The sequence below is a fragment of the Corynebacterium sp. HMSC070H05 genome, assembly GCF_001837615.1.
Lineage (GTDB): Bacteria > Actinomycetota > Actinomycetes > Mycobacteriales > Mycobacteriaceae > Corynebacterium > Corynebacterium coyleae.
The window spans coordinates 16961-40955 of record NZ_KV833338.1; the positions used below are offsets into that span (position 1 = coordinate 16961).

Here is a 23995-nt window from a genome sequence, read left to right on the forward strand (position 1 = left end):
CCCGGTTAGCGGTCGATGTGGCGGATGCGCTCCTTCAGCGCAGACGCCCACTGCACCGCACGGCGGCGCACACCCCGGCCGATGCGCTTCGCGGCGGCGACGGACGCGTCCGCCAACTCGGCAAACTCGTCGCCCTCTTGCTTTTCCTGTTCGGCCTCGTAGTCGTCGTAAACTTTATCGCGCTCCGCGAACTTCGCTGCGACCTCGTTGACCGACTTGGTGGCCGGCTTCGGCTCCTCAATCTTCGGCTCAGGCCGGCCGTCAACGGCATAGCCCACCACGTTGATGTCCGGGCCGTTCTGGCCGATCTCCGCACCCAGCCAGGCTTCCTCGGCGGCAAGCGCAAGGTCCTTCGGCTCAAACGGCAGCGCGATCCCGCCTGCTTGTTCCGCCTTCTCGCCCGCCCAGTAGGGGGCCTCAAACGGCTCGGGTAGGCCGATGTCTTCGATAACACTGGTGCGGGTGGCGCAGAAACTGCGCGACACCTTCTCGCCATTGAAGTGGGCGAAGCCGCCAAAGTCGCTATCCGTACCCAGCGCGATAACGAACACGTCCGCTGCGGGAAGCGCGGTGTGCCATTGGGTAGGGGAGGACAACTCGGTGACGTCCACACGCATGCGCACCACCGAAATCCCCGGGAAGCCCGCAATATAAAACTCGTCGCGGCCAGGCACCGACGAGCGGTTCAACGGAAACGACCCAATCGGCGTGATTGGCCACGCCGGATTCACCTGAGCCAGCAGCTTTCGGCCAAACCCGCGGTCGGCCTTCGGCTCGCAACGCAACACCTCCGCAGGTTCAGCAGTGTTGACAAACCACAACGTGACAACGGCGTTGAAACTCATGGCTTACCGCTTCGGACGCTTCGTGTTGGTCCGTACGCCGAGCAGCACGTCCTCCCAGTGGGGCGTCACCGACTTGCGGCGACGCTTCTGCGGCTGCTCCTCCTCATCCGGGTGGCGCAGGAAATCACCCTCGAGCACCTCGCCCTCCTCGGCGGGTACATCCTGAAGGATCTCGACGGGCGCGGCCGGCGCAGCCTCATCCTGCTCGCCGTGCAAGGAACGCACCGCAGACAGCGAGCGCACCGGCTGGGCGAAATCCGGATCGGTCAGATCCGCAGCCATAGCGTTGCGCGCCTCAGTCTGGGCCGCGGCGCCCATGGAGCGCTTAAACGACCACAAGGCCTCATTCTCCGTCAGGCCCGCCTGCCAGGTAACGCGCACAACCCAGGTGTCGCCCTGCTCGCGGGTGGCATCCCACTCCGCATCCGAAATCGAGTGACCACGGGCAGCAAAGGAGGTAGCCAGGATCTCCAACAACGTCTGCTTCGCCGGGCCATCCTCGCGCACCGGATGGGACTGCTTCGCAGCCTCCGCAACCTGGGCGCGCTCAAGCAACACCGGGTGGGCATAGGACTCGAGGCGGCTTTCGGCCACACCCATCTCTTCTGCCAACTCCGCGGCGGTCGCGCCGGCGCGGATGCGTGCCTGGATCTCGTTCGGACGCATCGACAACGGGGTGGCGTAGAGCGGATCCGGCTCCGGCAGTGGGCGCGGCTCCGGGGCGGGTGCCACCGGTTGCGCCGGCTGCTCTTCCTCAGTCACCTCGGTATCGGTGGCTGGTTCTTCCGGGGCGGGGGAGTCGTCGATAAGCAACGGCGCAAGCTCCTCACGGGCAAGCTGATAGCGCACACCCTCCTCGTCGCGGAGCACAAAAAACGTCTCCGTCGACTCGTCTTCCAAGAAAACAAGCTCGCGCATAGGACTCCTTCCGCCTGGCAATACGAAAACTAAGCCTATCGGACGCACGTGCCCACATCAGGCAACCAGCCCCAAGACACCCGACGGCGCAAAGCGATACCATCCCAATACGACCAATGACGCCATAAAAATATGTGGTACATCCAGGACAATCGCAGCATTGTCGGACGCATCACAATATTTGCTAGAGTGCGTTACGTAAAAAGGTTGCCCGAAAAACGAGAGCAACACCCAACGTAGGAAAGGGAAACCAGTGGCTACTGAGAACAAGGACAAGGCCGTACTCCACTACCCGGGCGGCGAGTATGAAATGGACATCATGCGCGCCACCGAAGGCAATGACGGTGTCGTGCTAGGGAACCTCCTCGGTGAAACTGGCCTGGTCACCTTCGACCCGGGCTACGTCTCCACCGGCTCCACCGAGTCCAAGATCACCTACATCGACGGTGCAGAGGGCATCCTGCGCTACCGCGGCTACGACATCGCAGACCTGGCAGAAAACGCCACCTTCAACGAGGTGTCCTACCTGCTGATCAACGGCGAGCTGCCGACCACCGACCAGCTGGACAACTTCAACTCCGACCTGCGCCACCACACGCTGCTCGACGAAGACTTCAAGGCCGCGTTCAACATCTTCCCGCGCAACGCGCACCCGATGGCCGTCCTTGCCTCCTCGGTCAACATTCTCTCCGCCTACTACCAGGACCAGCTCAACCCGCTCGACGAAGAGCAGCTGGACAAGGCAACCGTGCGCCTCATGGCCAAGGTGCCGATGCTGGCTGCATACGCCTACCGCGCATCCCGCGGTAAGCCGTACATGTACCCGGACAACTCCCTCAACCCGCGCGAGAACTTCATGCGCATGATGTTCGGCTACCCGACCGAGGACTACCACGTCGATCCGGTCCTGACGAAGGCCCTGGACAAGCTCCTCATCCTGCACGCCGACCACGAGCAGAACTGCTCCACCTCCACGGTGCGCATGATCGCCTCGGCACAGGCGAACATGTTCGTCTCCATCGCAGGCGGCATTAACGCCCTGGCCGGCCCGCTGCACGGCGGCGCAAACCAGGCGGTGCTCGAGATGCTCGAGGACATCAAGAACAACCACGGTGGCGACGCAACCGACTTCATGAACCGCGTGAAGAACAAGGAAAAGGGCGTCCGCCTCATGGGCTTCGGCCACCGCGTGTACAAGAACTACGACCCGCGCGCGGCTATCGTCAAGGACACCGCACACGAGGTGCTCGAGCACCTGGGTGGCGACGAACTGCTCGACCTGGCGATGAAGCTTGAGGAGATCGCGCTGAACGACGAGTACTTCATCCAGCGCAAGCTCTACCCGAACGTCGACTTCTACACCGGCCTGATCTACCGCGCCATGGGCTTCCCGACGGACTTCTTCACCGTCCTGTTCGCCATCGGCCGCCTGCCGGGCTGGATCGCACAGTACCGCGAGCAGCTTGAAATGAACACCAAGATCAACCGCCCGCGTCAGATCTACACCGGTTACCAGAAGCGCGACTTCGTCCCGCGCGACCAGCGCTAACCAAACGTTTCAACCGCCGAGGAACACGTCCCCTATAATTCGCGGGGGAAGTTCCCGGCGGTTTTTTAATGCCGACCGCACAAACCTCAAGGAGATTCTCACTCATGGAAATGGAAAAGCCATTCATTGAAGCCCCCGAGGGGCCGGCACCAGCTGATCTGGTTATCCAGGACATCACCGTCGGCGAGGGCGAAGAAGCGGTGGCTGGCGGCTTCGTCAAAGTCCACTACTTGGGTGTCGATTACGAAACCGGCGAAGAGTTCGACTCTTCCTGGGACCGCGGAGAAGCAGCCGAGTTCCCGCTCGCGGGCCTCATCGCAGGCTGGCAGGAAGGCATCCCGGGCATGAAGGTTGGCGGCCGCCGTCAGCTCACCATCCCGCCGGAGAAGGCATACGGCCCGGCAGGTGGCGGCCATCCGCTTTCTGGCCGCACCCTGATCTTCATTATCGACCTGCTCGACGCCCGTTAGGGGAAGCGCATGCGAATCCCGGTAACTACGCTCAACGACGGCTACGATCTCCCGCTGCTTGGCCTGGGCACCTACAAGCTCCAGGGCGAGGACGTGGAGCGGACCGTGCGCACCGCTATCGAATTGGGCTACCGCCACATCGACACCGCGTCGCTCTACGGCAACGAGGTGGAGGTAGGTAAGGCCGTCAACGGTGCGATCAAGGCGGGGGATGTCACGCGCGAGGAACTGTTCATCACCACCAAGCTGTGGAACGACGACCAGGAGCGTGCCCTTGAGGCGTACAACGAGTCTCTCGAGCGCCTCGGCCTGGAGTTCATCGACCTCTATCTCGTGCACTGGCCCTGGCCGCAGAACGGCACGTACGTCAAGGCGTTTGAGCAGCTCGCTGAACTGCAGGGTATGGGTCGGCTCCAGTCGGTTGGTGTCGCCAACTTCTACCCGGAGGCTCTCGACGACATCATTAACGCCACCGGCATCACGCCGGTGCTGAACCAGGTGGAGCTGCACGCTGGTTTCACCCAGTCAGAGCTGCGTGCCTACCACGAGGAGCACAACATTCTCACCGAGGCGTGGGCGCCGATTGCTCGCGGCAAGAATTTTGACGACCCGGCCATCCGGGCCGTCGCGGATGCCCATGAGGCCACACCTGCGCAGGTGTGCTTGGCATACCTGATGAAGCTTGGCTGCTCTGTGGTGCCGAAGACGAAGAACCCGCAGCGCCTCGTCGAAAATCTCGGCGCGGTAAATGTGAAGCTCACCGACGAAGATGTTGCCACCCTCGATGCGGTGCAAGGGGAGCGTATGTCAGGGGATCCCCTGACGTTCCCGGGATAAAGGTTTTCCTGGGAGTGGATTTGAGCCCGTTCGGCCGTGGAAGCGGCCGGGCGGGCTTTTCTCGTCGCAACGAAAAGCGTGACTTTTCGGGGGTAGGGGTAGGGGTGAGAGGATTTAAACAACTCTCCGTGAGTGTGTGATACGTTACACTCCACATTGTTGAGTCGAGAATCGCGAATTGTCGGCAAGGCAAGACCCAATCCCGTGAACAAGAAAGGATCGAGGCAATGACAGGTTCCCCCGCTGTCCCGCAGCGCCGCGAGCCCACGCCAGACGAGTTTGTGGCAATGCAACAGAGCCCCGAATTCCAAGATCTGCGTGGAACATTCCGTGGCTTCACCTTCCCGGTGATGATTGCGGCGTTCCTCTGGTACGTCTTCTATGTCGTCTTTGCTACCTTCGCGCCCGATGTCATGGCGCGGCCCTTCCTAGGCCTCAACCTTGGACTGTGGCTCGGACTTGCACAGTTCTTGACCACATTCCTGATCACCTGGGTCTACGTGAAGTGGGCAAACAAGAACATCGAACCCCGTGCAGCGCACATTCGCCAGGAAATGGAGGGCTAAGCCATGCAGACGTACATCAACGCCACAGCGGCTGAAAGCACCGCCACCGGCAACCCTCTGCTGAACATCGCCATCTTCGGCGCGTTCATCGTGGTCACCCTCTTCATTGTGACCCGCGCTGGCAAAACCACCAGCGAATCCGCCGACTTCTACACCGGCGGCGCATCCTTCAGCGGCACCCAGAACGGCCTCGCCATCGCCGGCGACTACCTGTCCGCCGCGTCCTTCCTGGGCATCGTCGGCTCCATCGCGCTGAGCGGTTACGACGGCTTCCTTTACTCCATCGGCTTCTTCGTCGCATGGCTGGTCGCCCTGCTGCTGGTCGCCGAGCCGCTGCGAAACGTCGGCCGCTTCACCATGGCGGACGTGCTGTCGTTCCGCCTCCGCCAGAAGCCGGTGCGTGTGGCCGCAGCTTTCGGCACCCTGTTCGTGTCGCTGTTCTACCTCATCGCACAGATGGCCGGCGCCGGCTCGCTGGTGTCCGTGCTGCTGGACCTGCACTCCTTCGCCGCACAGGCAATCTGTGTTGCCATCGTCGGCGTGATCATGATCGCCTACGTCCTCATCGGCGGCATGAAGGGCACCACCTACGTGCAGATGATCAAGGCCGTGCTGCTCATCGCCGGCGTGCTGATCATGTCGATCCTCGCCTTCATCATGGCCAAGGGTGGCATGAATGCGGTGCTCAACCAGGCGATCGACACCCACGCCGCGTCCCAGTACATCGCGGAGAAGGGCTACCAGGCCGAGGATCTCCTCAAGCCGGGCCTGAAGTACGGTGCGACCACCACCTCGAAGCTCGACTTCCTGTCGCTGGGCCTTTCCCTGGTGCTTGGTACCGCGGGTTTGCCGCACGTGCTCATGCGCTTCTACACGGTGCCGACGGCCAAGGAAGCCCGCAAGTCCGTGACCTGGGCAATCGTTCTCATCGGTTCGTTCTACCTGCTGACCCTGGTGCTCGGCTACGCTGCTGCAGCATTCGTCGGCCCGGACCGCATCCTTGCCGCACCTGGTGGCGCGAACGCCGCGGCACCGCTGCTTGCATTCGAGCTCGGTGGCTCCATCTTCATGGCGCTGATCTCCGCGGTTGCCTTCGCAACGGTGCTTGCCGTGGTGGCAGGCCTGGCGATTACCGCCTCCGCATCTATCGCACACGACGTGTACAACGCAGTGCTTCGCGACGGCCAGGCCACCGAGGATGAGCAGGTCCGCGTCTCCCGCATCACCGTGGTGGTGCTCGGCATCGTCTCCATCGTCCTGGGTATCCTGGCGATGCAGCAGAACGTGGCCTTCCTGGTGTCCCTCGCGTTCGCGATCGCGGCATCCGCGAACCTGCCGACCATCCTGTACTCCCTGTACTGGAAGCGCTTCAACACCACCGGCGCGGTTGCGTCGATCTACACCGGCCTGATCTCCGCGCTGGTGCTGATCGCCCTGTCGCCGGCGGTCTCTGGCAGCCCGACCGCGATGTTCCCGGACGCCGACTGGTCCATCTTCCCGCTGACCAGCCCGGGCCTCGTGTCCATCCCGCTCGGCTTCCTGGGTGGCCTTATCGGCACCTTCCTGGGCAAGCCGGACAACTTCGACGAACTTCAGGCCGAAATGGAGGTTCGTTCCCTCACCGGTGTTGGTGTGGAGGCTCCGGTCGACCACTAATCCTGGCTGAATAACAAGAAACGGGCTCAGTGTGATGCTGAGCCCGTTTTTGCGTTTGCTTTGTTTTAGCCAGCCGCGCAACTCAAGCTTGCGTGCACTGAGGAATGCCGGGAAGTACCGCGATGACTACATCTGCTCTGCGATTTCCTTCATCGCTTCCCACATGCTGCGCTGCTCGGGTGTACCGCTGTCAGTTTGCAGCAGGGTGACACAAGAATCGTGTACGGCGGAAGCAAACTCCTGGCGGAGAGAATCAGGAACCCCACGAAGGATCAGTGGTGCTGCAAGCACAACCGTATGGGCAAAGCGCGGTACCGTCGCATCGGGACTGTCATACTCTGACACGAGCGCGGTGCAGTACTGGGTCAACACCTGCGACGTTTGAGAAAGCGCCTGCCCATCCTCCGGAAGCTCGGCCAAACCTATGTCCCGTTTGCGCACGGTATCAAGGGTTGCCCTGGCTTTTTCATGACGGCCAACACGTGCGTAGTGCTCGTAGAGCTTCCTCAACGAGTAGCTGTAGTTGAGCTGGCATTGAGCGTCGGGGTGTGTTTGTGCGATCCACTTTGCAATATCGGTAAGTGCCTCCATGAAGCGGAGCCTTGCTTCTAGGTTTTCGGCTTGGGAGAGACCGATCAGCAGTGCGTGATGCGCAGCATTTGCAATGGCGAACGCCTCAGGCAGGTTAACGCTTGATGCTTCCGCAAGTACTCGAGAAGTATGGACGCGAACAAACCTTGCTGCCCCGACGCGAACCTCCCTTGAATGGGCGCTCTCACAGAGCTCAAGAAGAAGAGCAAATACCTTAGCCAACTCGTTCCAGCCGGTCGGCGGGGCGGAGTTGAGGAAGGGGACAAGCGCCACCACCGAAGCGCGAAGCCGTAGGAAAGCGTCCATTTCTTTTTGCATCTCGATGTAAATATTCGCTAGTTCGATGCTGGTCCGAAGTACGTCGGTTGCGTATTTGCCGCCGAAGGGAACTTTTTGCGTTGCGACGATGAATTCGTCGACAGCATCCTCGAGCAGCTCCACCGGTGGGGCCATATTCGGGAAAAGCTTCCGGACAAACTGTGCTCTTATCGCCGTGGCTTCCGCAGCCAATGCGAAGGAAACAGCTGGCCCGTCGCCGCCGTCAATCAGGATGGCAGCGATCTCCATGGCTTCATCCAAGGTGGGGATCACAAGCCCATTGTTTGTAGACCCATGGATATTTGCGATCTGAATGAGCACGCGTATCGCTTCTTCGATGGCTCTAGGATCCTTGGCTTGGAGCGCAGGAACAAGCATGTCTTGGCAGCTAAATAGCAGTTCGAGGGCTGATTTTGTGTCTCCCGCCTTTGCATCCAGAAGTGCCATCTCACGTTGGGCTCGAGAGTAGAAAACAGCAGGTAAAACACGATTTGGCTCGGCGTCGTACAGGGGGTCGATATTCTTAAACGCCAGGTACAGCAGTAGGCGAGCTTCTTCCGCATCTTCGGTGTGTGAAGCGGCAATAGTGAGAGCTTGGCAGCGCAATAAAACCGTTTTCGCCGTGACAGGGAAATCGTTCAATACCTCAAAACAAATTGAGGCCACACTTGTTTGTACTTGTGGGTCAGGGGAAAGATCAGCAGCCGCTAAGAGCGTTCGCAGCGCTTCGAATGATGCACCGGCCGTACGCAGATGCTGAAGGTGTTCGATTGCATAGGGCAAGTGAAGCAAGTTGGTCACAATTGCTGCGTCGTACACCGTGGTTTGCGGAAGGCAGTCGAGCGCCAACGGAATGCTCTCTAGATTTTGAGGACCCTTGGGAGCAGGCGATGAAAAGAGGTGGAACAGGAACGCCTCCGCGAGTTTGCGCTGGTTCTTCCACTGATGCTCAATGTCGTAATAATCCTCGCTTTCGAGCGCCGCATACTTTGGAGTGGTCTCAACACTGTTACGCAAATCGGATTCATAAATGCGCATGAGCAGGGAATGCGTGAGCGGTGAACCAAAACTCTCCGCGGCCTCGCTAAATACTCGGTGCGTAAAGCGCATCCGCTTCTCCGGCCCATTTGGAGTTAGTTGATTCGACAAAGAACGGAAGAGCCGGGCAACCGAGATCTCAGTATTTGTTGTGAAGCCAGCGTCGCGCAGCGCGTTGGCGGTTTGTTCTTGCGAAAGCCCGATCCTAGAGGTACCCAAGAGACCTACTGCAGCGCGGGCGAGGGCACGATCAGTAGATGCGATGGAGGTTTCCAAAAAGTGGTGGGCAGCGCTTGGCAGGTCATCGGGGATGAGCCACGCGCGGTCTGCAAGCATGTTTTGGATTGCGCTGGCTTGATCAGGTTCATCCTCGATGGACTTGAAATCATCACCATCGATATCGAGAAGTAGATCCAGCGCAAGTTCTATCCAAAGAGGTAGGCGTTGTTTGGACGCGATGATCTGGCGAGCGCCGCCTCCGATCTCGCGCCTAATTCTGCGCTCCCAGTCCTCTACGAATTCTCGCGCAATGTTGGCTGGCACTGGCCCAACCAAGACTTCTTTGAAATCGGAGTTCTTCAACAGAGTGACGTCCGAGCGCGAGGAAGAAGATACAGCCAACGCGGTGCGAGACGAGAGCCATTCCACTGGCCAGAATCCGCCGGCGCCATCCGCAAGCTGGTCTAAACCGTCGACGATGAAAAGCAGATCAGGATACTCAGCTACAACCTTTTCCATCTCTTGTCTCCAGCGAGAGCGCCAGGTTTCAGGAGAGCCCCGCCAATCGTCGAAAAGCGACAGGCCCAAGGTTGCGTTTATGCATCGCGTAATCTCGAATGCGAGCTCGTCCCCAGTCCAAATGCGGTCGTCCAGCCCCATAATGACGGTGATGGGCAACTTGCCGGATATAGATTCTCCGGAGGCCGCCAAATACTTCTCGAGTGCCAACAAAAGAGAGGACTTACCCGCGCCCGACTCGCCATAAACCACGACAGGCGAATCGATGCGGAGGAAAAAATCGATCGATTTGAGCAGTTCCTCTGACCCAAAATTACGAGTGCGGGAACCTCGAAACAGGACCTCCTCCGCGGTACCGTCGCGCGGGATGCTGCGGGCTCGCTCCAGAAGCAGCGGTTCAAGCAGACTGACCGCAAGATCCTCGAAGTGCTGCATTGAAGCAGTGGGCCACTGACCATTCTGGTCGAAGGCAACGGAGTAGCGTTTCACCGTCTCCGCATTGCCCCATCGTTGAGATACCTCGTCTTTGAAGTCAGAAATTCGGGTTGGGTCTGAGTCGGCCCAGCCGTGCGGTGAGGTGCCTTCGACCTGCCGGAAAAGGATGAACGGTGTGGTTGTATCATCTGCGTCCCAAAGACCAGCTTTGGCGAATTCCAACTCGGTGATAGAACACTCGCGAGACCTCTCGGGGTCGAGTCCAACGCGCTGTGCCGTCCATTCGAGGAGAGACTTGTCGTCTGAAATCCAACCGTAGCGGTCTCCGATGAGCCCGAGGAAGAGCGGGGCCGCGCGATCGACTTCGTCAAGGCATACGTCTAATACCTTGCGCCCAGCCGCTTCTTCATCCATGTCGTTGGTGTCGACTCCCCAGCGCAGGTCAATAAAGTGCATCTTTGCGCCGAATCGGCGCAAAGATTCGTTGAGCCGGTCACTTACGGGACCATTGAGAATGTCACGTTCCGTATGGAAATCGCGAAAGGTCGATGACACAAAAACAGGAATGTTGAGCATGAGGCCCCTTAGCGCAGTCAGTGTTTGAACACTCATTATGCGCCAACCGGAGCATATTAGGAGGCCGACGACCGCTTGGTTTTCGCTCAACCCGCTAATATCGCCTGCATGAAAAAATGGTCCCAAGAGCGCCTTGACCAGCATCTCGCGCATGCTGCATGGTATAAACCGATCCGCAAGGTTAGGGCCCGACGCTTGGACAAAGACGCGCAGTGGCGGACTTCCACTGGCAGCGTCCTTCACGCAAAGGCGGGGGACTGGGAGGTCACTGACGGGACACGAACATGGACAGTTGCGTCTGAGGTTTTCGACAAGTCATACAGCCAAGTCGCGCCGGGGGAGTACAAGAAAACGGGGAGAGTCCAAGCCCGCCGACTCAGCGAGGACGCTACGATCCCCACGCTGGAGGGAGAGGCTCACGCACACGCAGGTGATTGGGTGGTCCGTGGCGTAACAGGAGAGTGTTGGCCAGTGCCAGATGCGGAGTTTTCCGAGGCCTACGAGATCCTAGAAATGCCGTAACCGAACATCCCCGCCAGGGCGGGGTACACAACTTTCACGATCTTGTGGTTGTAATCCTGGGTGTGCGAGTCGAGCTCTGCAAACGGTTTGTATGAGGGTTTCCGAGCAGGAGGTTCCTTGCTGTAGTCATAGGATGCTCGACGCTCGGTTCCGTTGCTATCAATCCATGTGCGCTTGAGCATCCAATCATTGTGCTCGGCTTCCGCCATCGAGGTGATCTCCTGTTCCGAGGGATGCTCTTCCCACCCGTAGCCGTCCTTCATAAGCTGAAAACCGTGTAGGCGTAGGTTTTTAACCATGTACCGAGCGGCTGCTTCAGAAGTTTGTCGTGCCTTCAGGATGTCGTCGTGAGAAAGCTTCTGCGATGGGGATGGCGGGCCATAAAGCGACGTGTAGGCGATGTCGAATGCCCAGCCCCAGACGGAGAAGGCGGAATCGCGGATGGCGTCGATGCTCAACCCAACCTTTTGTGGGTCAATAACTTCCAGAACTGTTCCGGCTTCGGCATCGTTCCAGACAAGACCCTGCAGTATGTGGTCAGTCACCGCAATAATCGCTCGACGTTTCCTGAGGGAGGGGATCTGAGCAGCGACGTGGACTGGATCGCCGACGAGGACAACCATATCTGCCAGGCCCTCTACCTGAGGGCTCACAATCTGTTGAACTTCCAGCTCGTTAGCGAACCGGTTGTAATTGTGAATCCACGCGTCCAACTCACGCTTTTCATCTCCCGGGCCGCATTGCTTGACCTCAACAGTGTGAGCATCGAGTGTGGTCAGCAGGTGGAGTATTTTGTCTGTGATTGCGCGAACTGTGAGGTCGGCTGGATGAAATGCTTCAACAGGTCGTCGTTGAGCGATGTGGGTAAAGCGTGCTGAGGTTGCTAACTCGGGGGACCGGAGAAGCTGGAATATTGATACCGCCTCACCGCATTGTGCGTGACGGAGGTCCTGCGCCTCAGAACTCAGGCGAGCTGTTTCGATGTCATTTTCGGCAGCGATGATCACGTGGGAAGCATGTTTGACAGTTTGAGCAACGAGCCGATCATCGCTCAGATGCTGTTTGTACCCTAAGCCAAGCGTGCCTTTGGCGGTTGGGTTTCCCTTCTCCAAGATATGAACGGGGAGCTCCCTTTCTTGGTCAAGGACTGAGCGGACGATGCTGTTCGCTTCCTCGGAGGAGCCGATCACCACTGGACCTCCTCGGCGGCGCTTGCTCGTTGCTCTCGCCCACCCGATACGCGATATTCCTAGTAGGGCAGAAATGACTGCTCCGAAGGTGACGAGGAGTGAGAGGATTAAACCTATCGTCATCCAGGTCGTTGGTGATGCCGGCTGGCCAGGCGCTGGCGCATACGAGGCGGCAAAAGGCGCGATGCTCGCGTAGATGAGCGAGACGACGGACGCGTTATGAGACTCCGAAAGCGTGACGCCGCAGTTGTAGAGGCCAATCGCAGTGGCAGACAATGCGATGACCAGACGATTTGAATCGAGCCGCATAGTGTCAGGATAAAAGTTTCGCTTCCGGAAGAAGCATTGAGCCTAAGTGCTTATCGACGACCTACCGGCCCAACAGCCCATTCGATGACAGCAGGCTGCTCATCTGGAACAGGGAATCGCTCTGGCCGGGGCTCCACTGGCCCCAATCGGCGGTGTAGACGTCGTTGATGTCCACCTGGATGCCCTGGATGTATGTCTGGCGTCCGGCGACCTGGTGGATGTTGGCGCGCGGGTGGATGTTGCCGCGCGAGCCCCAGTCGTGCTGCCAGAAGTAGCTACCGATGCCATCCTCCAGGCACCAGGCGATGGTGTAGAAGTTGCCGTACACACCCAACTGGTAGCCGGCGGCGCTGAGTGCAGCGCCCATGGCGGAAAGGTATGGGTTGATGAATTTGTTGAACTGGGCGAGCGTCGGGTTGTCGTCGATAGCCACATAGATCGGGCGCCCGGTCGGGCCGCCTGCGGCGCGGTGCAGGGCGATGGCCTGGGGTGCGTGCTTGGCAGCGCCGAGCGGACCCTGGAGCCAGTCGGCGGTGTCGGCGCGGCCGAACTGGTAGACCGACGCCACCGACAGGCCGTTGGCCTTGTAGTCCTGGGTTTCGTCGAGGGTGACGGGCTTGCCGCGCATCCAGAGTGCGTCGGGGCGGGGCTGGGATACGTAGCGCACGGCGCCGATGTGGCCGGCGGCTTTCACGGCGCGGGCGGATGGGACGGCGGCGGAGTAGTCGATCACGGTGCCGAGCACGCGGCGCTGCTGAGCCTGTGCGGCAGGGGAGAGGGCGGTGGCTGCGGCGCCGGCGGCGGCGGTGGTTGCCGCGAGTGCGCCCGCAGACTTCAGGAACGAGCGGCGATCAAAAGTAGTCACTTGCGTAACATTAGTCTCGTTTTGCCTCTTGTGCACCTTAGTTTGCCTGCGTGGCCACGATCCAGATGGCGACGAGGTGACACACGGCCGCCACGATCGTCGCAGTGTGGAAGTGTTCGTGGTAGCCGTAGTAGCGCGCCTCGCGCCCCGGCCAGCGGGCCCCGTACACGATGGCGCCAACCGTGTAGAGCACGCCTCCCGCGAATAGGAGCCACACCACCGCCGGCCCTGCGCTGGCCCACAGGGTGGGGATCAGCGGCACGATCACCCAGCCGAGCCCCACGTACACCACAACGTCCAGCCATCGCGGGTGATTGATCCACACCAGGTTGAGCGCGGCACCACCCAGGCCGCCGATCCAGGACACGACGAGGATGGTCGCGGCGGTTCGCGGCTCGAACACGATCAGGCACAGTGGGGTGTAGGTCGCGGCGATGAAGATGGAGATGGTCGCGTGGTCGGCGCGGCGCCACCACTGCACCGTGGACGGGGAGCGCCACGGGTAGAGGTGGTACATCGCGGAGACCCCAAACAGCAGTACGACCCCGACGCCGTAGACGGTAACCCCGGCGGCGTGGAGCGCCGGCAGGGTCATCCACCCGTAGGTGATCAGCACGGTGGAGGCCAGCGCGAAGGCTGCGGCCGCCACGAAGTGGGCCCAGCCGCGAATCAGGGGGCGCGGGCCGCGGTCCGCCATGATGTAGGAGCGCTGGACCTGGCCTTCTTGAAGGATCGTCATAGTGACCTCACTGGGGGTGGAGGAACAGTGACGCTATGTTACTACTTGGTAACTTATGTGGGTAGCCCAGCCGATTCCGCGAACGAAAACCGCTGCGGTAACCTAAGCCCCATTGCCCTAGTAGCTCAGTGGATAGAGCACGGCTCTCCTAAAGCCGGTGTCGGAGGTTCGATTCCTCTCTGGGGCGCAAATGGGGGTTTCGAAGAATCTGGTTTGATTGTTCGAACAACCCCTTGGAATGAGCAAAACGCCTCTACCTGTAAAAATGGGTGAGGCATTTTGTATTGTGCAGGGACCGGCACCAGGGACGTTCGGGCAGAAATGCTGCTAAAAATCGCTGTTCATTAATCCTCTCTAGCCCCCCTTTAGATCAGCCCTATTCATTGGCCCACATTCTCGGAGGCGAGTCGCGCGTAGATGAGAGTGTCGGTCCATTCGCCCTTGCTGAACCAGTCTTGGATGTGATGGGCTTCGAGCCGGAGTCCAACGCGGTTAGCAAGTGCTGCGGAGGCACTGTTACGGACATCCATCTGCGCGGTAATACGGTGGAGATGGTAATGGTCAAACCCGAGGGCAAGTACCGCGCGAACGGCTTCGCTTGCGAATCCTTGCCCACCGTGTGCCGGGTTCAAAACCCACCCGATCTCGCCCTGACGGTGCTCCTTATCTGTAAGCCACAGTGCGACGTCTCGAATGGGTGTGCCGTCATACTCGATGACTAGTGCAAGTGCAGCAGCCTCACCATCGAGGTCAGTTTTTGATAGCCGCTCCGCGAGCTTGTCACGGGCAGCTTCCACAGTCCATGGCTCGTCCAACAGGAAACGAGCAACGTCAGGTTGCGAGTAGAGCTCGTGAAGTCATGCAGCATCGTCTGTCTCATGCAGACGGAGTCGAAGTCGTTCTGTCACCAACGGCCTTGGATGCAGGCACGAGATCGCGCTGGTAGTGGAACAATTCCTCGCGCTGCCCTGCAGGCGTGGTCCCTATGTCTCGTCCGGTCTCGCGGAATCCCGCCGACGTCAAGCAGCGCTGGGAGGCCTTGTTTTCCGGAAGTGTGCGTGCCGTCAAGGTTCTAAGTCCACTGTTGCGCGCGAAGCGTGATGCCAGCTCCAAGCCCCGCCGTGCATGTCCTCCCCTTCGCACACCGGGATGAATCCAGAACCCAACCTCGGCAGCCTCGAAGCTAACGTCAAAGAGAACCACGGAACCCACGAACCGGTCGGTCTCGGCGTCGGCAAGCGCGAGGACGGCCAGAGTGCCGGACGAGAGGCCTGCCGCGACCTCCTCACTGATCATCCGTCGGACGGACTCGGGGGTGTAATCAGGTTCAGGCAGGTGAGCGAAGCGCCGCACAGCTTCGTCTTTTGTGCCTGCTGCATACGCGCCTGCATCCAGCTCGGAAAGAGGGCGTAGGCGAGTGTTCTCAAAGGTGATCGGAAGGTTGGTGACATCCAGCATGCGCTCAAAACTAACATAGTTTGGATAGGTGGTTCAAGCATGTTTGGTTAGGCTGGTGGGGTGAGCTATTGGGAACACCAAAAACCTGTGCAGCGCCATCGCGCCGTGAATATTGCGGAAGTTGCAAGAGCATCAGCGAGGTTGCTGGATGAGGGTGGGTTGAGAGCGCTCACGATGAGAGCTGTGGCACAACAGGTGGGTGTCGCTCCAGCCAGCCTGTACTCCCGTGTGGAGTCAGTTGACGACCTGTTCGACCTTGCTCTCGATATAGTGCTTTCAGACGATCCCGTGATGTCCGAGTCGATCAACAACGCCGACCTGCCCACCCTGATGCAAACTTTCTTCACACACCTCACGACCCACCGGTGGGCCGGTCAGGTCATCGGCATGCGTGCCCCCAGAGGTCCTGCTTACCTCGCCCTTTCTGAGCGTATGTGCGTCCTGCTTGAACGAGAGGGAGTCCCGGATCCGTTGGGAACTGCCTACCGGTTATCAAACCTAGTGATCGGCGCCGCCCTGACCGCGCCCATGGCACCCGACGAAAAGCGTGTTACCATCGACCCCGAACAAGCCCCGACCTATGCGCGCCTCCACGCGGCGCACCACAATAGCCCACAAGAAATCCTCTCCGAGGGCATCAAGAAACTTTTGTCTTGACGGAACCATCCCATTCCAGGCAGCGCCTGTGTGAGGAATACTCAGAAATGGCGAGAGGAAGCTCAGGTGAGGCGGATGTGGAGTCGCTGGACTAGAGATTCTTCGGTGACTCCCAAATAGGGGTTTGGTGTGGCGTCGAGGTTAGATAGCGGGCGGTGAAGATGACTATCGAATTACGGCCACTTCGCGTCGAGGACGCTACCGAGATGGCTGATGTGCTTTCGGATCGATCCCTTTACACATTCACAGGCGGTGGGCCGCCCTCTGTGGATGAGCTTGCGCGTCGGTACGCGATCCAGACTCGAGGCGAATCCAGCGATGGTGCCGAGGAGTGGATCAATTTCGTCGTCACGCTCGGTGCGGGCAAGCAGCCGATCGGATACGTCCAAGCGACCGTGCCCCGCAGCGGTGGCGCGACGGAGATCGCGTGGGTGATCGGGACGCAGTGGCAGGGGCACGGCTACGCCAAAGAAGCCGTGAAACTGCTTTGCACCTATCTTGCGGAGCGAGGCATTACGCACCTCATCGCTCATATCCACCCCGACCACATCGCCTCGCAGCGAATCGCCGCCACCGTAGGGTTGGTCCCCACGGGGCAGGTCGTCGACGGCGAAGTCCGCTGGGAGCGGAGAGAGTCGACTAGCCCCGAAGGATTCTCCGGGCCTACTCCTCGCCGGTGAGTTCGCGCAGCTTGGCGCGCACTGCCGAGGCCTCCGGGTTGGTGGCGTGGGTGCCGTCGGAGAAGAGCACGGTGGGCACGATGCGGTTGCCGTCGTTGACGGACTTGATCCACTCGTTAACCTCGTCCATGCCGTCGGCCTCGACGTCGACGATGTCGTAGGGGGTTTCGGTGCGGTCGAGGCGCTGGCGCAGCTTCTGGCAGAACGGGCACCAGTCGGCGGCGAAGATGGTCACGTGGGCGTTGGTTTCGGGTGCGGTGACGGTCATGTTAGATCCTTTCGAAGCGTTGGAATTTGTAGCGCAAGCCTGTCGACGAGGTGAGCCACTCCGTTTCGGAAACGAGGGTGAAGGTGTCGTCGATACGCGGGGCGTAGACGGCTTTGGCATCGGGGACGTCGGGGTGGATGTCGATAAGCGTGCGTTCGATGACGTCGACCTCGTCGAGGGTGGCGGCGTAGATTTGGGCGCCGCCGAGGATCCAGGCATCGCCCTCGAGGTCCGGGATGTCGGCGACGACCGACGCCCCGCGCGACCAGGCGCCTGCCTCGCGCGAGGACAACACGATGTTCTTGCGGTTCGGCAGCGGCTTGACCGGCAGCGACTCCCAGGTGCGCCGCCCCATGATGATCGGGTGCCCGCTGGTGGTGTCCTTGAAATGCTTGAGGTCTTCGGGCACGTGCCAGGGTATGTCCTCGCCGTCGCCGATGATGCCGTCGACGCTTTGCGCCCAGATCGCACCCAACATCGCGCCCTGCATTAGACCGACACCTCCGCCTTGATGGTGGGGTGTGGGTCGTAGCCGACGACCTCGATGTCGTCGAAGTCGTAGTCGAACAGGGATGCAGCCTTGCGCAGTTTGAGCTGCGGATACTCGCGGGCGTCGCGGGAGAGCTGCTCGCGCACCTGCTCAAGGTGGTTGTTGTAGATGTGGCAGTCGCCGCCCGTCCAGATCAGCTCGCCGACCTCAAGGCCCGCCTGCTGGGCGAACATGTGGGTCAGCAGTGCGTAGGAGGCGATGTTGAACGGCACGCCCAGGAACATGTCGGCGGAGCGCTGGTAGACCTGCATGGACAGGCGGCCATCGGCGACGTAGAGCTGGAACATCAGGTGGCACGGCATGAGCGCCATCTTGTCCAGTTCGGACACGTTCCAGGCAGACACCAGGTTGCGGCGCGAATCCGGGTTTTTCTTCAGCGTCTCCAGCGCTTCGGCGATCTGGTCGACGTGGCCACCGTCCGGGGTTGGCCAGGAGCGCCACTGCACGCCATAGACCGGACCCAACTCACCGTCGGCGTCGGCCCACTCGTTCCAGATGCGGATGCCATTGTCCTGCAGCCAGCGCACGTTGGAATCGCCGCGCAAAAACCACAACAGTTCGCCGACGACACCCTTGAAGAAGACCTTCTTGGTGGTCAGCAGCGGGAACGACTCGGAGAGGTCGTAGCGGATCTGGCGGCCAAACACGCTGCGGGTGCCGGTGCCGGTGCGGTCACCTTTCGCGGTGCCGTTTTCCAGCACGTCGCGCAGCAGGTCCTCGTATGGGGTCTTGACCATTGGTTACTTCAGTACTCCTTCGAACGAGCCGTGTTCGTCGTGGTAGCGGGCGGCGGCTTCCAAAATGTCGTCGGCAATCTCCGGGCGACAAATAAGCATGTCTGGAATATAGGTGTCTTCGTTATTATAGCGAAGCGGGGAGCCGTCGAGTCGCGATGCGTGCAGGCCCGCCGCAAGCGAGACCCCTACGGGTGCGGCCTGGTCCCATTCGTATTGGCCGCCGGCGTGGACGTAGGCGTCGTAGTCGCCGAGCAGCACGTGCATGGCTTTGGCGCCGGCGGAGCCGATCTGTTCGGTTTCGAAGCCGATGGCGTCCGCGACGTAGCGGGCGACGGCGGGCGGGCGGTTGCGCGACATGGCCACCTTGCCGGCGAACGGCCCTGAGACGTGGCGCACGTCGGAGGACTTAAACACCACGCCAAGGTCCGGCAGCCCGACGGCGGCGTGGGTGGGCACCCCATTTTCGACGAGCGCCACATGCACCGCCCAGTCCTGCCGGCCGGTGGCAAACTCTTTGGTGCCGTCGAGCGGGTCGACGATCCACACCCGGTCCTTGCTCAGGCGCGTGGGGTTATCGGACGCTTCCTCAGAGAGGAACCCGTCGTTGGGGCGGTGCTGGCTCAAGACCCGTTCGATCCAGTCCTGGGCGAGGTCGTCGCCGGTCTCGCCGAGTTCGCGGCCACGCAGCAGGCCCACCCCACGGATGCCTTTGAGGATTTCACCCGTGCCTTCCGCAATCAGGTTGGTCAGCCGGGAGTCGGAGTACTCAGCAGTCATGTGCCCGACTCTACCGCTAAGGTTGGCGAAATGACTGGCTTGATCTTGGACCGCTTTCACCCGCAGGTGGCGGGGTGGTTCCAGGATGTCTTCGCAGCGCCCACGGCGGTGCAGGAGCAGGCGTGGCGCGCGATTTCTGACGACGAAAACGCCCTCGTCGTCGCACCCACCGGCTCCGGCAAGACGCTGGCGGCGTTTCTGTGGGCGCTGAACTCCCTGGTGGAGCGGGCCGGCCAGCAGGCGCTGCCCATCGATGGGGCGAACACCTCCACCCACGGCGGCGTGCGCGTCCTTTATATTTCGCCGCTGAAGGCCCTCGGCGTGGATGTGGAGAACAACCTCCGCGCACCCCTGGCTGGCATTGCGCGGGTGGCGCAGCGTTTGGGCCGCGACATGCCGGACATTTCGGTGGGGGTGCGCTCGGGCGATACTCCGCAGGCGGAACGCAACCGGCAGGTGCGAAAGCCACCGGACATTTTGATTACCACGCCGGAGTCGCTCTATCTCATGCTCACGTCCAAGGCGGCGGGCATGTTGAGGACGGTGGACACGGTCATTGTCGACGAAATCCACGCCCTGGCCGGCACCAAGCGCGGCGTGCACCTCGCGCTTTCGCTGGAGCGCCTGCGCCGCCTCGCCGGGGACTTCCAGCGCATCGGTTTGTCCGCCACGGTGCGCCCGATCGAGGCGGTGGCCAACTTTTTGGGCCCCAAGACGACGATTATCAACCCGCCGGGGGAGAAGCGCTGGCAGCTAGACGTGCGCGTGCCTGTCGACGACATGAGCGACCTGCCCGTTCCCGAGGACGCCTCCACCATCGGCGATGCGATTCTCGACGACGCCGTGGACGACGCCCTGGACGCCCCGCCGCCCGGTGCTACCAACTCCATCTGGCCCCACATCGAGCGCGCGATTTACGACGAAGTCATGGCGCATCGGTCCACCATCGTTTTCGTCAACTCCCGCCGCACCGCGGAGCGCCTGACCAGCCAGTTAAACGAACTCTGGGCGAAGGAGCACGACCCGGAGGCGCTCTCCCCGCAGACCCGCCGCCCGCCGGCGCAGCTGATGAAGTCGGTGGATACTGCCGGCCACGCCGCGACCGTGATTGCGCGCGCCCACCACGGCAGCGTGTCCAAGGACGAGCGCGCCTTGACCGAAACCATGCTGAAAGAGGGCACCCTGCGTGCGGTGGTGTCCACCTCCTCGCTGGAGCTGGGCATCGACATGGGTGCGGTGGACCTGGTCATCCAGGTGGAATCCCCGCCGTCGGTGGCCTCCGGACTGCAGCGCGTGGGCCGCGCCGGGCACACCGTGGGGGCGGTTTCGGAGGGCACGTTCTACCCGAAGCACCGCTCCGACCTGGTGCAAACTGCGGTGACGGTGCCCCGGATGCGCCAAGGGCTGATCGAGGAGCTGCACACCCCGCGAAGCCCCTTGGACGTGCTCGCGCAGCAGACTGTGGCGGCGGTCGCGGTGGAGGACCTGGATGTGGACGAGTGGTACGACACCGTGCGCCGCGCCTGGCCGTACCGTGACCTTGCCCGCGAGGTGTTCGACTCCGTCATCGACCTGGTCATCGGTGTCTATCCGTCCACCGACTTCGCCGAGCTGCGGCCCCGCGCCATCCTCGAAGGCAATGTCTTGAAGGCCCGCCCCGGCGCCCAGCGGGTCGCGGTGACCAACGCGGGCACCATCCCGGACCGCGGCATGTTCGGCGTGTTCTTGCTCGCAGGCTCGCAAGAAGGGGACAAAGCACCCCGCCGCGTCGGCGAGCTCGACGAGGAGATGGTCTACGAGTCCCGCGTCGGCGACGTGTTCACCCTCGGCGCCTCCTCGTGGCGCATCGAAAACATCACCCGCGACCAGGTGCAGGTCTCACCCGCGCCGGGCCACACCGGGCGCCTGCCGTTCTGGACAGGCGACGGGCTGGGTAGGCCGTATGAGTTGGGTAAGGCGGTGGGGGCGTTTCGTCGAGAAGCAAGAAATGCTTTGGACGAAAGCTTGGACGAGCGCGCCCGGGCCAACCTGCTGCAATACCTCGACGAGCAGGAGGAGGCCACCGGCATCCTCCCCGACGAGAAAACCCTCGTGCTGGAGCGCTTCACCGACGAGTTAGGCGACTGGCGCGTCGTGCTGCACACCCCGTTTGGCAAGGGTGTCAACGCGGCGTGGGCCCTGGCCACCGGGTGGCGGGTCGCCCAGGAAACCGGGATGGATGCCCAGGCGGTGGCGGGCGACGACGGCATCGTGCTTCGCCTGCCGCAAGGGGAGAGGGAGCCCGACGGGGCGATCTTCCAGTTCGACGCCGACGAGATCGCGGACATCGTCACCGAACAGGTGGGCAATTCCGCCCTGTTCGCCTCCCGGTTCCGCGAGTGCGCCGCCCGTGCTCTGCTGTTGCCGCGCCGCAATCCCGGCAAGCGGGCACCCCTGTGGCAGCAGCGCCAGCGCGCCGAGCAGCTGTTGGATGTGGCCCGGAATTACCCGTCGTTTCCGATCATCCTGGAGACGGTGCGCGAGTGCCTCCAGGACGTCTACGACCTGCCGGCGCTGCAGGAGGTGATGCGCGACATCAATACCCGCCGGGTGCGCATCGCCGAGGTGACCACCGACCAGCCGAGCCCGTTCGCTTCCTCGCTGCTGTTCAACTACACCGGCGCGTTCATGTACGAGGGCGACACCCCGCTGGCCGAGAAGCGGGCCGCGGCGCTGTCCTTGGACCCGTCCCTGCTGGCCAAACTGCTGGGCACCGTGGAGTTGCGCGAGCTGCTGGATGCCGACATCATCGCGGAGGTCGACGCCTCGCTGCGCCGGGTGGGCCGCGCGGAGACTTCCGAGCAGTTCGCCGACACCCTGCGCATCGTGGGGCCCGTGCCTATCGACGACCTGCCCACCTACACCTCGGTTCCCCTGACCTCCCTGGAGCAGTCCCTGGGGGCACGCATGATGCTGGTGCGCATCGGCGGGCGCGAGCACGTCGCCCAGGTGCTGGACGCGCCCTTGCTTCGCGACGGCCTCGGCGTGCCCGTCCCGCCCGGCGTCCCCGCCCAGGTGCAGACCATCCCGGATGCGTTGGCGCAACTGGTGGGGCGTTGGGTGCGCACCCGCGGGCCCTTTGTGTTGCGCGACCTTGCGGACGCGTTCGGGCTGGCCGTCGGTGCGGCGCATGCAGCGCTGATGCCGCTGGTGGACAAAGAAAAGGTCATCGAGGGCCGCTACCGGCAGGGGGTAGAGGAGCAGGAGTACGTCGCCGCCGAGGTGCTGCGCATCATCCGGTCGCGCTCGCTGGCGGCGGCGCGCGCCCAGACCCGGCCCGTGTCGCAGTCTGCGTATGGGCGTTTTCTGCCTTCGTGGTCAAACGTCGCTCCGGTGGGGGTCACGCCCGCGCTGCGGGGCGCCGACGGGGTTTACTCGGTGATCGAGCAGCTCGCCGGGGTGCGCCTGCCCGCAAGCGCCTGGGAATCACATATTTTCCCGTCGCGCGTGGGCGACTACTCGCCGGTGATGCTCGACGAGCTCACTGCCAACGGCGAGGTTGCTATCGTCGGCGCCGGCAAGGCAGGGGCGCGTGACCCGTGGATCATGCTGCTGCCCGCCGACTACGCGGCCCAACTCATGCCGCAGGTCGAGGAGCCACTGCTGTCGCTGACCCAATCCCAGGTGATGGAAAAGGTGCGCCGCGGCGGCGGGTTCCTGTTCGGCGATCTGCTTGAACCCTCGACCACCACCGAGGAGCTGCGCGAAGCCATGTGGGACCTGGTGGAGGCCGGCTTCCTCGCGCCGGATTCGTTTGCTCCGATCCGGGCCCGGTTGGCGGGTGGGAAGACGGCGCACCGGGCGCGCCGGCGACCGCAGCGAAGCAGGGTGCGCTCGGGGCGGACCTCGTTCGCGTCGACGGTCCCGCCCGACATGGTGGGCCGTTGGTCGCTCACGCCCACGCCTGATAGCGACCCCACGCGTCGCTCGGTGGCTTTAGGGGAGTCGCTGCTGGACCGCTACGGGGTGGTCACCCGCGGCTCCGTGGTGGCCGAGGAAATCCTGGGCGGGTTCGCGCTGGCCTACAAGACCTTGTCTGGGTTTGAAGAAAGTGGCAAGGCGATGCGCGGCTACCTGGTGGAGGGGCTTGGGGCCTCGCAGTTTTCTACCCCGGCCACCATCGATCGGCTGCGCGGGCACCAGGACACCGACGACGTGGTGGGCTGGCCCTCCGGTGCGCGCGATCCGCAGGTGCACGTGCTGGCTGCCACCGACCCGGCGAACTCGTACGGGGCGGCTCTGCCGTGGCCGGCGCAGGGGCCGACCCGTGCGGCCGGTGCCATGGTGGTGCTTGTCGACGGCCTCTTAGCCGCCCACATCACCCGCGGCGGGAAAACCATGACGACGTTCTTCGAATACTTCCCTGACGGGGTAGGGGACCCGATGCCGTTGGTTGTCGATGCCCTGGCGGCCGCGGTGCGGGCGGGCCGGATGCGGCCGCTGGCCGTGGAGAAGCTCGATGGCGGGACTGCCTTTTCGCTGAAGGAGTACGGGGCGACGGCGACCCACAAGGGGGCGAAGATCGGAGGGCGTGCCTCGGCACCCCCGAAGCGGCGCGGGCGCAGCATAACGGAGGCGCTGGGAGAGCTAGACGGTGCAGGGGAGGCCGACGGCAGGCCTGATTTGGGTGGCCCAGCGGATGGGCTCACCTTTGACGACTAGGGTCC

Annotated in this window: 21 protein-coding genes and 1 tRNA gene; 10 read left to right on the forward strand and 12 right to left on the reverse strand. The window is 62.1% G+C overall.

Going from position 1 to position 23995, the window contains the following annotated elements:
* Positions 1-5: 5 nt before the first annotated feature.
* Both HMPREF2617_RS06535 and sepH read right to left on the reverse strand, forming a co-directional pair.
* Positions 6-845, reverse strand: coding sequence for a DUF6928 family protein (locus HMPREF2617_RS06535; RefSeq protein ID WP_070840356.1), 840 nt, complete (start codon positions 843-845; stop codon positions 6-8).
* 3 nt (positions 846-848) lie between these two features.
* Complete coding sequence (sepH, locus tag HMPREF2617_RS06540; RefSeq protein ID WP_070421459.1) at positions 849-1763, reverse strand: septation protein SepH; 915 nt, start codon at positions 1761-1763, stop codon at positions 849-851.
* Between the two features lie 253 nt (positions 1764-2016).
* On the opposite strand from sepH, the gene HMPREF2617_RS06545 reads away from it, so the two are divergent.
* The 5 genes from HMPREF2617_RS06545 (at position 2017) to HMPREF2617_RS06565 (ending at position 6841) form a co-directional block, all read left to right on the forward strand.
* Complete coding sequence (locus HMPREF2617_RS06545; RefSeq protein WP_083291997.1) at positions 2017-3312, forward strand: citrate synthase; 1296 nt, start codon at positions 2017-2019, stop codon at positions 3310-3312.
* Between the two features lie 110 nt (positions 3313-3422).
* Entirely contained in the window at positions 3423-3782 is a 360-nt protein-coding gene (locus tag HMPREF2617_RS06550) for an FKBP-type peptidyl-prolyl cis-trans isomerase (protein ID WP_070451706.1), read from the forward strand.
* A 9-nt stretch (positions 3783-3791) separates the two neighbouring features.
* Positions 3792-4619, forward strand: a complete 828-nt coding sequence (locus tag HMPREF2617_RS06555) for an aldo/keto reductase (protein ID WP_070840357.1) — start codon at positions 3792-3794, stop codon at positions 4617-4619.
* A 227-nt stretch (positions 4620-4846) separates the two neighbouring features.
* On the forward strand, positions 4847-5185 hold the full coding sequence (locus HMPREF2617_RS06560; RefSeq protein ID WP_070421457.1) for a DUF485 domain-containing protein: 339 nt from the start codon (positions 4847-4849) through the stop codon (positions 5183-5185).
* A 3-nt stretch (positions 5186-5188) separates the two neighbouring features.
* On the forward strand, positions 5189-6841 hold the full coding sequence (locus HMPREF2617_RS06565) for a solute symporter family protein (protein ID WP_070421456.1): 1653 nt from the start codon (positions 5189-5191) through the stop codon (positions 6839-6841).
* A 126-nt stretch (positions 6842-6967) separates the two neighbouring features.
* Here the strand turns inward: HMPREF2617_RS06565 and HMPREF2617_RS06570 are convergent, their stop codons facing one another.
* Entirely contained in the window at positions 6968-10690 is a 3723-nt protein-coding gene (locus HMPREF2617_RS06570; RefSeq protein WP_083323232.1) for a DUF4062 domain-containing protein, read from the reverse strand.
* A 344-nt stretch (positions 10691-11034) separates the two neighbouring features.
* Positions 11035-12249, reverse strand: coding sequence for a hypothetical protein (locus tag HMPREF2617_RS06580; RefSeq protein WP_141763024.1), 1215 nt, complete (start codon positions 12247-12249; stop codon positions 11035-11037).
* A 73-nt stretch (positions 12250-12322) separates the two neighbouring features.
* Here HMPREF2617_RS06580 and HMPREF2617_RS12375 point away from each other — a divergent pair, with 73 nt between their 5' ends.
* Entirely contained in the window at positions 12323-12445 is a 123-nt protein-coding gene (locus tag HMPREF2617_RS12375) for a hypothetical protein (RefSeq protein WP_256365569.1), read from the forward strand.
* Positions 12446-12619: 174 nt separating this feature from the next.
* Here HMPREF2617_RS12375 and HMPREF2617_RS06585 read toward each other — a convergent pair whose 3' ends face one another.
* Both HMPREF2617_RS06585 and HMPREF2617_RS06590 read right to left on the reverse strand, forming a co-directional pair.
* Entirely contained in the window at positions 12620-13423 is an 804-nt protein-coding gene (locus HMPREF2617_RS06585) for a DUF1906 domain-containing protein (RefSeq protein WP_070840361.1), read from the reverse strand.
* Positions 13424-13460: 37 nt separating this feature from the next.
* Positions 13461-14162, reverse strand: coding sequence for a PAQR family membrane homeostasis protein TrhA (locus HMPREF2617_RS06590; protein ID WP_070614200.1), 702 nt, complete (start codon positions 14160-14162; stop codon positions 13461-13463).
* Positions 14163-14276: 114 nt separating this feature from the next.
* Here HMPREF2617_RS06590 and HMPREF2617_RS06595 point away from each other — a divergent pair.
* A tRNA-Arg gene (locus HMPREF2617_RS06595) sits at positions 14277-14349 on the forward strand.
* A gap of 193 nt (positions 14350-14542) precedes the next feature.
* Here the strand turns inward: HMPREF2617_RS06595 and HMPREF2617_RS12310 are convergent.
* Positions 14543-14959 carry a GNAT family N-acetyltransferase gene (locus HMPREF2617_RS12310; RefSeq protein WP_246821710.1) on the reverse strand — a complete coding sequence of 139 codons (417 nt, stop codon included), beginning with the start codon at positions 14957-14959 and terminating at the stop codon, positions 14543-14545.
* Positions 14960-15038: 79 nt separating this feature from the next.
* The gene (locus tag HMPREF2617_RS12315) at positions 15039-15620 is read right to left on the reverse strand and encodes a GNAT family N-acetyltransferase (protein WP_070840362.1); all 582 of its coding nucleotides are present in this window, start codon (positions 15618-15620) and stop codon (positions 15039-15041) included.
* 60 nt (positions 15621-15680) lie between these two features.
* On the opposite strand from HMPREF2617_RS12315, the gene HMPREF2617_RS06610 reads away from it, so the two are divergent.
* Positions 15681-16277, forward strand: a complete 597-nt coding sequence (locus HMPREF2617_RS06610) for a TetR/AcrR family transcriptional regulator (RefSeq protein WP_246821711.1) — start codon at positions 15681-15683, stop codon at positions 16275-16277.
* Positions 16278-16438: 161 nt separating this feature from the next.
* A complete protein-coding gene (locus HMPREF2617_RS06615; protein WP_070840389.1) occupies positions 16439-16957 on the forward strand; it encodes a GNAT family N-acetyltransferase in 519 nt (172 codons plus the stop codon).
* Here HMPREF2617_RS06615 and HMPREF2617_RS06620 read toward each other — a convergent pair.
* The 4 genes from HMPREF2617_RS06620 to HMPREF2617_RS06635 are packed head-to-tail and all read right to left on the reverse strand — an operon-like array spanning position 16941 to position 19289.
* A complete protein-coding gene (locus HMPREF2617_RS06620) occupies positions 16941-17225 on the reverse strand; it encodes a mycoredoxin (RefSeq protein WP_070421450.1) in 285 nt (94 codons plus the stop codon). The two genes, HMPREF2617_RS06615 and HMPREF2617_RS06620, sit on opposite strands and share 17 nt — an antisense overlap.
* 1 nt (position 17226) lies before the next feature.
* Positions 17227-17703 (reverse strand): dihydrofolate reductase, encoded by a 477-nt coding sequence (locus HMPREF2617_RS06625; RefSeq protein ID WP_070840390.1) that lies wholly within the window; start codon positions 17701-17703, stop codon positions 17227-17229.
* Between the two features lie 11 nt (positions 17704-17714).
* Positions 17715-18512: a thymidylate synthase gene (locus tag HMPREF2617_RS06630; protein WP_070840363.1), complete on the reverse strand. Its 798-nt coding sequence runs from the start codon at positions 18510-18512 to the stop codon at positions 17715-17717.
* A gap of 3 nt (positions 18513-18515) precedes the next feature.
* Entirely contained in the window at positions 18516-19289 is a 774-nt protein-coding gene (locus HMPREF2617_RS06635; RefSeq protein ID WP_070840364.1) for a 3'(2'),5'-bisphosphate nucleotidase CysQ, read from the reverse strand.
* 30 nt (positions 19290-19319) lie between these two features.
* On the opposite strand from HMPREF2617_RS06635, the gene HMPREF2617_RS06640 reads away from it, so the two are divergent.
* Positions 19320-23990, forward strand: a complete 4671-nt coding sequence (locus HMPREF2617_RS06640; RefSeq protein ID WP_070840391.1) for an ATP-dependent helicase — start codon at positions 19320-19322, stop codon at positions 23988-23990.
* Positions 23991-23995 lie beyond the last annotated feature (5 nt).